The sequence below is a fragment of the Micromonospora sp. NPDC047740 genome, from assembly GCF_043204735.1.
GTDB lineage: Bacteria > Actinomycetota > Actinomycetes > Mycobacteriales > Micromonosporaceae > Micromonospora.
The window spans coordinates 326983-339196 of record NZ_JBIDCT010000005.1 but is presented as its reverse complement, the minus strand read 5'-3'; the positions used below and the strand labels follow the sequence as shown (position 1 = coordinate 339196).

General features: G+C 73.8%; 8 protein-coding genes. 3 read left to right on the top strand and 5 right to left on the bottom strand.

What is annotated here, in order from left to right:
• Positions 1-225: 225 nt before the first annotated feature.
• Complete coding sequence (locus ACGF4F_RS12565; RefSeq protein ID WP_073836622.1) at positions 226-1626, top strand: trehalose-6-phosphate synthase; 1401 nt, start codon at positions 226-228, stop codon at positions 1624-1626.
• A 29-nt stretch (positions 1627-1655) separates the two neighbouring features.
• Positions 1656-4217 carry a trehalose-phosphatase gene (gene otsB / locus ACGF4F_RS12560; RefSeq protein ID WP_387422710.1) on the top strand — a complete coding sequence of 854 codons (2562 nt, stop codon included), beginning with the start codon at positions 1656-1658 and terminating at the stop codon, positions 4215-4217.
• Between the two features lie 182 nt (positions 4218-4399).
• Here the strand turns inward: otsB and cobA are convergent, their stop codons facing one another.
• The 3 genes from cobA to cobC are packed head-to-tail and all read right to left on the bottom strand — an operon-like array spanning position 4400 to position 7781.
• Positions 4400-5605, bottom strand: coding sequence for a uroporphyrinogen-III C-methyltransferase (cobA, locus tag ACGF4F_RS12555; RefSeq protein ID WP_357440959.1), 1206 nt, complete (start codon positions 5603-5605; stop codon positions 4400-4402).
• Entirely contained in the window at positions 5602-6678 is a 1077-nt protein-coding gene (gene cobT / locus ACGF4F_RS12550) for a nicotinate-nucleotide--dimethylbenzimidazole phosphoribosyltransferase (RefSeq protein ID WP_357441103.1), read from the bottom strand. Before cobT ends, cobA begins: the two co-directional genes overlap by 4 nt.
• Positions 6678-7781, bottom strand: a complete 1104-nt coding sequence (cobC, locus tag ACGF4F_RS12545; protein WP_357440956.1) for an Rv2231c family pyridoxal phosphate-dependent protein CobC — start codon at positions 7779-7781, stop codon at positions 6678-6680. The genes cobT and cobC overlap by 1 nt, the downstream gene beginning before the upstream one ends.
• A 133-nt stretch (positions 7782-7914) precedes the next feature.
• On the opposite strand from cobC, the gene ACGF4F_RS12540 reads away from it, so the two are divergent.
• Positions 7915-10050 carry a transglycosylase domain-containing protein gene (locus ACGF4F_RS12540; protein ID WP_357440953.1) on the top strand — a complete coding sequence of 712 codons (2136 nt, stop codon included), beginning with the start codon at positions 7915-7917 and terminating at the stop codon, positions 10048-10050.
• A gap of 122 nt (positions 10051-10172) precedes the next feature.
• On the opposite strand, the gene ACGF4F_RS12535 is transcribed toward ACGF4F_RS12540, so the two are convergent.
• Entirely contained in the window at positions 10173-10742 is a 570-nt protein-coding gene (locus ACGF4F_RS12535) for a GNAT family protein (protein WP_357440950.1), read from the bottom strand.
• Positions 10739-12106, bottom strand: coding sequence for a cobyrinate a,c-diamide synthase (locus ACGF4F_RS12530; protein WP_357440947.1), 1368 nt, complete (start codon positions 12104-12106; stop codon positions 10739-10741). The genes ACGF4F_RS12535 and ACGF4F_RS12530 overlap by 4 nt, the downstream gene beginning before the upstream one ends.
• Positions 12107-12214: the final 108 nt, after the last annotated feature.

The window sequence follows — 12214 nt, the reverse complement described above, 5'->3', positions numbered from 1 at the left end:
GCCACGCGCACGCCACCGTCAATCCTGACAGGTACGGCCCGCTCCGCCCACATCACCCCGCCCCGAGCGACTGGTCGAGGTGCTCGTCGGGGTTGTCTACAAGATCACGTCTGTGGTTCGGTGGGGGTGGGACGGGTACCTGACTCCGCACGGGGGAACAGACGCCGCAGATACGCTCAGTACGCTCATCGCGGTGGACCCGTCAGCACCCGGAGGTGGCCGATCGTGACCGTCCGTAGCTCCTTTGTCGTAGTGGCGAACCGACTGCCGGTCGACGAGGTGAGCACACCCGAAGGACGGCAGTGGCGGCGGAGCCCGGGCGGGCTGGTCACCGCGCTGCATCCGGTACTCGCCGACCACCAGGGCACCTGGGTCGGCTGGGCCGGCGGCACCGGGGCCGCGCCGGAGCCGTTCGACCTTGAGGGGATCCGGCTGCATCCGGTGCCGCTGAGCGCCGAGGAGTTGGAGCGCTACTACGAGGGCCAGTCCAACGCGACGATCTGGCCGCTCTACCACGACGCCGTGGAGACCCCGGTCTACAAGCGCCGCTGGCGCGAGACGTACCGGCTGGTCAACGCCCGGTTCGCGGAGGCCGCGGCGGACGTCGCGGCCGAGGGCGCGACGGTCTGGGTGCAGGACTACCAGCTCCAGCTGGTCCCGGCGATGCTCCGCGAGCTGCGGCCGGACCTGCGGATCGGGTTCTTCCTGCACATCCCGTTCCCGCCGATCGAGCTGTTCATGCAGATGCCGTTCCGGACCGAGATCCTGCGCGGCCTGCTCGGCTCCGACCTGGTCGGCTTCCAGCAGCGGCTGGCCGCGCAGAACTTCGTCCGACTCGCCCGGCACCTGCTCGGGCTGCGCTACGAGGGGCAGATGATCCAGGTCGACGGCCGGCAGGTGAAGGCCGGCGCCTTCCCGATCTCCATCGACACCCGGGAGATGGAGCGGCTGGCCGAGGACCCGGCGATCCAGGCCCGGGCCAAGCAGATCCGCGAGGAGTTGGGCAACCCGAAGACGATCGTCCTTGGCGTCGACCGGCTGGACTACACCAAGGGCATCGAGCTGCGGCTCAAGGCCTTCCGCGAACTCCTGGCTGACGGAAAGTTGACAGTTCCGGACGCCGTCATGGTGCAGGTGGCCACGCCGAGCCGGGAACGGGTGGAGCACTACCAGGCACTTCGAGTGAAGGTCGAGCGGGAGGTCGGCCGGATTAATGGTGAATTCGGACGGGTCGGCGTGCCGGCGGTGCATTATCTGCATCAGTCGTACAGTCGCTCCGAACTTGCCGCGATGTACGTCGCGGCAGACGTGATGATGGTGACCCCGCTGCGAGACGGAATGAATCTGGTGGCCAAGGAGTACGTCGCATCGCGCGCCGACCAGGGCGGCGCGCTCGTGCTCAGTGAGTTCGCCGGCGCCGCCACTGAGCTGCGCCAGGCCTTCCTGTGTAACCCCCACGACCCCGACGCGGTCAAGGACGCGCTGCTGCGCGCCGTGCACGTCGAGAAACCCGAGGCCCGCCGCCGGATGCGGATAATGCAACGCCACCTGCGCACCCACGACGTGGGGCACTGGGCCAAGTCGTTCCTGACCGAACTCGGCGTGCCCGATGCGGAGGCGGCGTGAACTCCCCCAGCACCGCCACCCACCCCGTCATGGATCCCGAGCTGCGTGCCGCCATCGGCCGGATCGCCCGGGTTCCGCAGCTCCTGGTCGCCTGCGACTACGACGGCACGCTCGCGCCGATCGTCGAGGACCCGAGCAAGGCCGTCCCGCTGCCCGAGTCGGTGGCCGCGGTCCGCGCGCTGGCCTCGCTGCCGCAGACCACCGTCGCGGTGGTCTCCGGGCGCGCGCTGCGCGACCTGGCCACGCTCTCCCGGCTGCCCAGCGAGGTGCACCTGGTCGGCAGCCACGGCTCGGAGTTCGACATCGGCTTCGTCGAGCGGCTCTCCCCCGAGCTGATCGCGGTGCGGACCCGGCTGCGGGACGCGCTGCGCCAGATCGCCGCCGACCACCCCGGCGTACGGCTGGAACGCAAGCCGGCCAGCGTCGCGATGCACACCCGCGGGGTGGACCCGCAGGTGGCCGCCTCCGCCGTCGAGGCGGTGCGCAGCGGCCCGGCCACCTGGGACGAGGTGACCGTCACGCAGGGCAAGGAGGTCATCGAGCTGTCCGTGGTGGCCACCCACAAGGGCACCGCCGTCGACCAGCTCCGCACCCAGCTCGCGGCGAGCGCGGTGCTCTTCATCGGCGACGACGTCACCGACGAGAACGCCTTCGGCAACCTGCACGGCCCGGACGTCGGCATCAAGATCGGCCCCGGCGACACCCAGGCCGACTACCGGGTGGCCGAGCCGATCGAGGCGGCCCGGGCGCTGGGCCTGCTGCTGGAGACCCGGCGGCACTGGCTCTTCGGCGAACGCGCGGTGCCGATCGAGCGGCACTCGATGCTGGCTAACGGCCGGACCGTCGCGCTGCTCACCCCGGACGCCAAGATCACCTGGCTGTGCCACCCGAAGCCGGACTCGGCGGCAATCTTCGCCGACCTGGTCGGCGGCAGCCCGGCCGGGCACTTCAGCATCTCGCCGGAACGCGGCGGCATCCCGCTCGGTCAGCGCTACCGCAGCGGCACCATGACGGTGGAGACCCGCTGGTCCGGGCTGACCGTCACCGACTGGCTGGACGTGCCGGCGGCGGAGACCACCCCGGACGGTCCGGCCGTCGTCACCGGCGACTCGACGCTGGTCCGGGTGCTCACCGGCACCGGCCGGGCCCGGGTGGACTTCGCCCCTCGGCCCGAGTTCGGCCAGGTGGCGGTGCAGTTGCAGCCGATCGACGACGGCCTGCTGGTGCTCGGTTCCAACGAGCCGATGGCGCTCTACTCGCCCGGGTTGAACTGGGACGTCACCAGCGACGGGGTGAACGAGACGGCAAAGGCCGTGGTCGACCTGTCCGCGCTCGGCGGGCAGGTCGTGCTGGAGCTGCGCTTCGGCACGCAGAGCCTGGAACACCACACGGTGCCGATCCACGAGCGGCAGGCCGCCGCCGAGCAGCCCTGGAAGGACTGGGTGGCCGGGCTGCGGCTGCCCGGCACCGCCCGGGACCTGGTCGCCCGCAGCGCGCTCACCCTGCGCGCGCTCTGCCACGAGCCCAGCGGCTCGATCCTCGCCGCGGCGACCACCTCGCTCCCCGAGGAGCTGGGCGGCGTCCGGAACTGGGACTACCGCTACTGCTGGCTGCGGGACGCGTCGATGACCGCGCGGGCCCTGGTCGACCTCGGCTCGACCGAGGAGGCCGAGGCGCTGCTGCGCTGGATCGACGGCGTGGTCGAGCGCACCGGCGGGCACCCGGAGCGACTGCACCCGCTCTACACCGTCGACGGGTACGAACTGGGCGCCGAGGCGGTCATCGACACCCTGCCCGGGTATGCCGGCTCCCGACCGGTCCGGGTCGGCAACCTCGCCAACCACCAGCTGCAGCTCGACGTCTTCGGCCCGATCGCCGACCTGATCGCCGCGGTGGCCGACGCGCGGGGCTCGGTCCGCGAGGACGAGTGGCGGGTGCTGGACAACATGGTCGAGGCGGTCCGCCGCCGCTGGCACGAACCCGACCACGGCATCTGGGAGGCCCGCCTCCCGCCGCGGCACCACATCTTCTCCAAGGTCATGTGCTGGATGACCGTCGATCGGGCACTGCACGTGGTCCGGCAGCACGGCCACGAGGACCGGCCGGAGTGGGTGGAGCTGCGCGACCGGATCGCCGCGAACGTGCTGGAGTACGGCTGGCACGAGGTGGCCGAGGCGTACAGCGTCGCGTACGGGCACGAGGACATGGACGCCTCGTCACTGTGGATCGGCCTGTCCGGGCTGCTCCCGGGCGACGACCCGCGCTTCCTGTCCACCGTGCTCAAGATCGAGGCGGACCTGCGCAGCGGCCCGGTCGTCTACCGGTACCACTGGGACGACGGCCTGCCCGGCCGGGAGGGCGGCTTCCACATCTGCACGGCGTGGTTGGTCGAGGCGTACCTGCGCACCGGCCGGCGCACCGACGCGGAGGAGCTGTTCGTCCAGATGATCGACACGGCGGGCCCGACCGGGCTGCTCCCGGAGCAGTACGACCCGCTCGCCGAGCGCGGCCTGGGCAACCACCCGCAGGCGTACAGCCACCTCGGCCTGATCCGCTGCGCCCTGCTGCTGGACAACATGCTCAAGCAGTGACCTGACCAGCGAGGTCGGCGGCCGGAGACGAGGAGTCTCCGGCCGCCGTCTTACTGTTCCTCCACAGCGACGGATGGCCCCCACCCACGACCGGGTTTCCGGGGAGCCCGCTCGCGGAGGATCAAGCCTGACCGCCCGGAGCGAGCGGGCTCCCCGGAAACCCCGACGCCCCGGACCAGGGGTCAGACGTCGAGCACCCCCACCACGTCGCCGATGACGACGATGGCGGGCGGGCGGACACCTGCCTCGAGCACGTCGACCGCCACCGCGCCGAGCGTCGAGCGGAGGGTCCGCTGGCCGCTGGTCGTGCCCTCCTGGACCACGGCCACCGGGGTTTCCGCCGGGCGGCCGTGGGCGACCAGGGTGGCGCTGATCGCGGCGAGGTTCTTCAGGCCCATCAGGACGACCAGGGTGCCGCGCAGGCCGGCGAGGGCCTCCCAGCGGACGAGGGACGCCGGCGAGTCGGGGGCCAGGTGGCCGGAGACCACGGTGAACTCGTGCGCCACCGCCCGGTGGGTGACCGGCACACCGGCCACCGCGGGTACGGCGACGGCGCTGGTCACCCCGGGCACCACGGTCACCGGTACCCCCGCCTCGGCGCATGCCAGCAGCTCCTCCCCGCCCCGGCCGAAGACGTACGGATCGCCGCCCTTGAGCCGGACCACGAACTTCCCGGCCCGGGCCCGGTCCACCAGGATCCGGTTGATCTCCTCCTGCGCGCGCGACGGCCCGTACGGGATCTTCGAGGCGTCGACCAGCTCCACGTCGGGGCGCAGCTCGTCGAGGAGCAGCCCGGGGACGAGGCGGTCGGCGACCACCACGTCCGCCCCGGTGAGCAACCGCCAACCCTTCACGGTGATCAGCTCCGGATCACCCGGCCCCGCGCCCACCAGCGCCACCCGTCCGGGTGCGCCGCCGGTCCTACCGGACGGTTGGGGACGCACGCTCAGCAGGTCGCGGACGGCGTCCCGGACGGCCATCGCGCGGCGCGGGTCGCCGCCGCCGAGCACGGCGACGGTGACCGGGCCGTGCCGGGTCACCGCCGGGGTCCACGCGGTGGCCGCCGCCCGGTCGTCGGCGCGGACACAGAAGATCCGGCGCTCGGCGGCGACAGCGCTGACCGCGGCCGCGGCGGCCCGGTCGTCGACGGCCACCTGGACCAGCCAGGCACCGTCCAGGTCGGCGGGGGCGAAGCGGCGCGGCACCCAGTGCAGCCGGCCCGCGTCGGCGTGCGCCCGCAGCGCCGGGGTGAGCTCCGGCGCGACCAGCAGGACGTCCGCGCCGGCGTCGAGCAGCGCGGGCACCCGCCGGGTGGCCACCGCTCCCCCACCCACCACGACGACCCGCCGGCCGGCCAGCCGCAGCCCAAGAGGGTAAGGACTAGTCACTTCTCCGCCACGCCCGCCGAGTCGAAGGTGGCCACCTCGTGCAGCACCCGGACCGCGCCGGTGACGACCGGGAGCGCGAGCAGCGCGCCGGTGCCCTCACCGAGGCGCAGCCCGAGGTCGATCAGCGGGTCGAGGCCGAGGTGCCGCAGGGCGGCGGTGGCGCCCGGCTCGGCGGAGCGGTGCCCGGCGACCATCGCCCCGACCGCGTCGGGTGCGAACGCGGCGGCCGCCAGCGCGGCGCTGACCGCGATCACCCCGTCCAGCAGCACGGGCACCCGGCGCGCGACGGCCCCCAGGACCAGCCCGGTCAGCGCGGCGTGCTCCAGCCCGCCGACCGCGGCCAGCACGCCCAGCGGGTCGGCCGGGTCCGGCGCGTGCCGGTCGAGCGCCGCCCGCACCACGCCGACCTTCCGCGCGTACGTCCCGTCGTCCACCCCGGTGCCGCGCCCGGTCACCTCGGCCGGGTCGGCCCCGGTGAACGCGGCGACCAGCGCGGCGGCCGGGGTGGTGTTGCCGATGCCCATGTCACCGGTCAGCAGGATGCCCGCCCCGGCGTCGACCAGTTCCCCGGCGATCCGGATGCCGGTCTCCACCGCCGCCCGCGCCTCGTCCCTGGTGAGCGCGGCGGTCACGGTCATGTCCCGGGTGCCGGGGCGGACGGCCGCGGCGACCAGCCGGGGCCCGGCCGGGTCGGCGGCGTCCGCCGGGTCGACCGGGAGCGGGGTGGCGACGCCGACGTCGACCACGGTGACGGAGGCGCCGGCCTGCCGGGCGAACGCGTTGACCACCGCGCCGCCGGCCAGGAAGTTGCCGATCATCTGTGCGGTGACCTCCTGCGGCCACGGGGTCACGCCCTGGGCGTGCACGCCGTGGTCGCCGGCGAAGATGGCCACCGCGGCCGGCTCGGGCAGCGGCGGCGGGCAGGCCCCGGCCAGCCCGGCGAGCCGTACGGAGAGGGGCTCCAGCGCACCGAGGGAGCCGGCGGGCTTGGTCAGCCGGCCCTGCAGCTCGCGGGCCGCCGCCATGGCGGTCTCGTCGAGCGGCCGGATCGCCGCCACGGTGGACTCCAGCATCATGCCTCCAGGATCTCCGCCAGCACGTCGGTGAACGCGTCGGTCGTCGCCGGATCGCGCACCGCGATCCGCAGCCAGTCCGGGCCGAGCCCGGGGAAGGTGTCGCCCCGGCGTACCGCCCAGCCGCGCTCGCGCAGCCGCTCCCGCACCCCGGCGGCGCCGGGCAGGTGCACCAGGACGAACGCGCTGGCCGGGCGGCCCGCGACGCGTACCCCGGGGAGGCCGGACAGGCGGGCCACCAGGTGCTCGCGGTCGGCGGCGAGCCCGGCGGCGATGGCGCGCTCGGCCGCCACGGCGGCCGGGGACGCGCAGGCGATGGCGGCGGCGAGCGCGGGGGTGGAGACCGCCCACAGCGGCTGGGCGGCGGCGAACCGGGCGAGCAGCGCCGGCTCGCCGAGCAGGTAGCCGATCCGCAGGCCGGCCAGCCCCCAGGTCTTGGTGAGGCTGCGGACCACCACCAGGCCGGGCAGGTCGCGGCGGTCGGCCAGGGACTCGGGTTCGCCGGCCACGCCAGGGGCGACGGTGGTGTCGGCGAACGCCTCGTCGACCACGAGCACCCGGCCGGGGCGGGCGAGCGCGGCGACCTGCGCGGCGGGGTGCAGCACCGAGGTGGGGTTGGTGGGGTTGCCGACCAGCACCAGGTCGGCGTCGGCGGGTACCCGGGCCGGGTCGAGCCGGAAGCCGTTGGCCGGGTCGAGCAGGACCCGCTCGACGGCGTGCCCGGCAGCCCGCAGCGCGGCCTCCGGCTCGGTGAACTGCGGGTGCACCACGACCGGTCGCCGGGCGTCGCGCAGCGCCCGGGCGATCAGCACGAAGCCCTCCGCCGCGCCGGCGGTGAGCAGTACCTCCTCCGGGGTACGCCCGTGCCGGGCGGCGACGGCGGCCCGGGCCGGACCGGGATCGGGGTACGCGGCCAGCTCGCCCAGCGCCGCGACGAGCGGGTCGGCCAGCCAGTCGGGCATCGGGGCGCGGCGGACGTTGACGGCCAGGTCGACCAGCCCCGGGGTCGCCTCGGCGTCGCCGTGGTGCCCGAGGTCGGGCTCGTCCTGCCGGTCCGCTCCCGGCCCGCCGGCGGCCGGCGTCCCGGTCAGCTGAGCACGCATGTCCGCGATCCTGCCGGGAAGCCGCCGCCCGGGACAGCGGATCCCGGCGTGGGACGCGTCACCACCGCTCGACCCACTCGCCCGTTTATGAATTCTTCTCATTTCCGAATCGGAAATGTCATAGCTTGACCTCGTGAGCAACCGACCCCGTGCCTCCGCTGGTCGTGCCGTTCTCCTCCTCCGCGCCGGGCTCATCGCCGGCATCGTGGTCTCCGCCGCGATGTTTCCACTGGCCGCCCTCAGTGGCATCGGCGCCAAGGCCACCGCACACGCAGTGGAGCAGAAGACGAACATCCTCAAGACCGCGCTACCCGCCGAGACCTCGTACCTCTACGCGCCGGACGGCAAGACCGTGCTGACGATGTTCTACGAGGAGTACCGGCAGTACACCAAGATCCAGGACATCTCGCCGAACGTGCAGCAGGCGATCGTCGCCGCCGAGGACAACCGCTTCTACCAGCACCGCGGCGTCGACCCGAAGGGCGTGGCCCGCGCCTTCGTCGCCAACTCCCGCTCCGGCGGCGTCTCCCAGGGCGCCTCGACCCTGACCATGCAGTACGTCCGGATGGCCCTGCGGGACAGCGCGAAGACCCCGAAGGAGGTCCAGGAAGCCACCCAGCAGACCAGCCTGCGCAAGGTCAAGGAGATGCGCATGGCGCTCGACATCGAGAAGCACCTCAGCAAGGAACAGATCCTCGAGCGCTACCTCAACTCGGCCTACTTCGGTCACCGGGCGTACGGGATCTACGCGGCCGCACAGATCTTCTTCTCCAAGACCCCGGCCACCCTCACCCCGACCGAGGCGGCCACCCTGGCCGGCCTGGTGAAGTCCCCGTCGGAGTACGACCCGATCACCTCCGACCAGAAGGACGCCACCGGCCGGCGCAACTACGTGCTCGACAACATGTCCCGCCTCGGCTACCTGTCGCCCGACGCCGCCGCCCGGGCCAAGGCCGAGCCGATCCGGCTGCGGCTCACCAACCCGCCGAACGACTGCGCCGCGCTCCTCGAGAAGTACCGGGCGACCTGGGGCTTCTACTGCGACTACCTGAAGAACTGGTGGAGTTCGCAGCCGGCGTTCGGGGCCAACCGCCTGGAACGGATGGACAAGCTGCGCCGCGGCGGCTATCGGATCGTGCTCGCCCTCGACCCGAAGATCCAGGAGGCGGCGGAGAAGAACGTGGGGGCCAAGGACGGCACCGGCAGCCCGTTCGCCAACGGAATCGTGGTCGCCGAGCCGGGCACCGGACGGATCAAGGCGATGGCGGTGAACCGGACCTACTCGCTCGACCTGAGCGAGAACCCGAACAGCTCCAACCCGGAGGCCGGCCCGAACGTCAAGGCGAACTATCCGAACACCGTCGCGCCGCTGCTCGGCGGGGGAACACTCCCCGGCTACCAGGCCGGATCGACGTTCAAGATGTTCACGATGCTCGCCGCGCTCAACTCCGGGACGAAGCTCTCCGACACCATCAACTCGCCGTTCAAGTACCAGTCGGCCATCTACGACGGGTGGGCCCCGGTCAACGCCAGCGGCGCGATGACCGGCGTACAGACCATGTGGTCCGGCTTCGGCAAATCGGTGAACACCTTCTTCGTGCAGCTGGAGGAGAAGATCGGCGCGGAGAAGGGGGTGCGCCTGGCCGAGCAGCTCGGGCTGCGCTGGCGTACCGACGTGGACCGTGACCACGCCTCGCCGGACAAGGCAAACAAGTGGGGCGCGTTCACCCTGGGCGTCTCCGACGCCACCCCGCTGGAGATGGCGAACGCGTACGCCGCGGTGGCCGCCGACGGCCGGTACTGCGAGGCCATCCCGGTCAACTCGATCCTGAACCGGGACGGCACGCCGGCCATGTACACCACTGCGGGCGGGGTGGAGCGGGAGGTCGCCAAGCCGCGCTGCCGGCAGGTGGTCAGCGCGGACGCGGCCCGGGCCGCCACCGACGCCGCCCGCTGCCCGACCGGTGACACCCCGGCCAAGGGCGGCTGCGGCGGCTGGTCCACCGCCGACAGCGTCCGGGGCACGGTCGGCCGCCCGGTCGCCGGCAAGACCGGTACCACCGACAGCACCCGGTCCGCCTGGTTCGCCGGCTACACCCCGGAGCTGGCCGCGGCGAGCTTCATCGCCGACCCGGACAACCCGTTCAACGCGGTGGGTGACGGGCTGTCCCAGGTGCCCGTCGATGCGGTGGCGATGACGCTGCGCGACGCGCTCAAGGGCCAGCCCACCCGCCAGTTCACCCCACCGTCCGACCAGATCGTCGGCTGACGACGACCCGGGGGTGCGCCCGGGTTAGTTGATCAAGAGGTTTGCGTCCAGGATCGCCCGGATCTTGACGCGAACCTCTTGATCGCTGTGCCGGGGCCGGGGGCCCTGCCGGGCTGGGAGGGTCAGCGGAGGTCGGCGGCGACGAAGGACCAGATTTCGAGGTCGACGCGGGCGCCGCGGACGAACCCGGCGTTGCGGAGCAGGCCCTCGTAGCTGAAACCGGCCTTCTCGGCCACCCGCCGGGACGCCACGTTTCCCGGCGCCACCCGCAGCTCGACCCGCTGGAAGCCGTGCTCCAGGATCAGCGCGATGGCCACCGCGTCCACCGCCTCGGCCGCCAGGCCGTAGCCCCGGGCGTGCGGCGCGATCGCGTACGACACCTCGGTCAGTCGGGCGCCCCAGTCGGTGCGCCGGGTCCAGAGGCAGCCGACCACCCGCTGGTCCTCCCGCCGGACCACCCCGTAGTGGTCGCCGTCGCCGCTGTCCCGGCGCTGCCGGGCCAGCTCGGTGCACCAGGCGCGCCCGTCGATCCGCCCCGACGACTCGGCCAGCGGCAGCCAGCGCTGAGTCTGCCGGTCCCCGAACACCTCGTCCGCCGCCTCGGCGTCGGCCGCCACGAGCGGGCGCACCTCGGTGCGCGGGGTGGAGACGGTCAGCGCCGGGAAGCGGCGCACCGCCACCTGCCCGATCACGCCGGGGCCTCCGCCGGCGCCACGGCCGCCGCGACCAGCCGGGCCGCGATCTCCGGGTACGCGGCCCAGTGCGGCACGAGCTGTGAGGCGTGCACGCCCCGCCAGACGAAGCCCTCCGGGGCACCAGCCGGCCAGCTCCACGCCGCCCGCTCGCCGGCCCGCGGGGTGAGCACGGCGGCGTGCTGCTTGTGCCCGACCACCTTGGTGCCGGCCGGGGCCAGCACGCTGTCGGTGCTGGCGGTCGCCTCCCGGTAGCCGATCACCAGACCGTCCCGGCTCGACCCGATCGTGTCGAGCACTCCGCACATGGGCAGTCCGTCCAGCTCCCGGGCCAGCCAGAGCAGCCCGGCGCCCTCGGCGATCACCGGTCGACCGGTGCGGGCCAGCTCGGCCACGGCGATGCAGAGCCGGCGGTTGGCGGAGAGCTGCTCCGCGTACGACTCGGGGAGCCCGCCGCCGACGACCAGCGCGCGGGTCCCGGCGGGCAGCGCCTCGTCCCGCAGCGGGTCGACGGTGACCACCTCGGCCCCGGCGGCGCACAGCAACTCGGCCGTCTCCGGATGGCTGTAGCTGCCGCCCGGGCCGCCGGCCAGCGCCACCACCGGCCGCTCCCCGGCCGGCGCGCCACCCACCGACGTGGGCGACCAGGGCTCGACCGCCAACTCCGGCGCGGAGCGGGCCAGCACCAGCAGCCGGTCCAGGTCGACCATGGTGGCCACCGCCTCGCCCAGTCGGCCCACCGCCCGCAGCGCCTCGCCGTCCCGCTGGACCACCGGGACCATGCCGTGCCGGCGGGCCGGGAGCACCGGGGGCAGCTCGTGGCGGCGCAGCGCCCCGTAGACCGGCACCCCGACGTCGTCGAGCGCCAGGCGCAGCATCGCCTCGTGCCGGGGCGACGCCACCCGATTGAGGATCACGCCGCCCAGCCAGAGCTGCTCGTCGTAGGCGCGGAAGCCGTGCACCAGGGCGGCCACCGACTGGCCCATCGCGGCCACGTCCACCACCAGCACCACCGGGCTGCGCAGGGCGGTGGCGACGGCGGCGGTGGACTCGGCCTCCGGCCGGCCGGTGATCGAGTCGTAGAGCCCCAGGGTGCCCTGCACCAGCGCGAAGCCCGCCCCGGCGCTGCCGTGTGCGAAGAGCGGCGCGATCCGCTCCGGCCCGACCAGCCGCGGGTCCAGGTTCCGCCCCGGCCGCCCGGCGGCCAACCCCAGGTACGCCGCGTCCACCTGGTCCGGCCCGATCTTGAAGCCCGCCACGTCCAGCCCCCGCTCGGCCAGGGCGGCCAGCAGACCGAGGGAGAGGGCACCGGTGCCGTGACCCGAGGAGGGCGCGCTCAGCACGACGCGCGGCACGACGGTCATCATCGACTCCTCGTAGGCGACGGGACGTACGCGGTGGGCGGTGCGCGGTGATTTCCGCCCGCGTGACCATACCCGCCTGGACCGACCGGCGACGGCCGCCGGCCGACC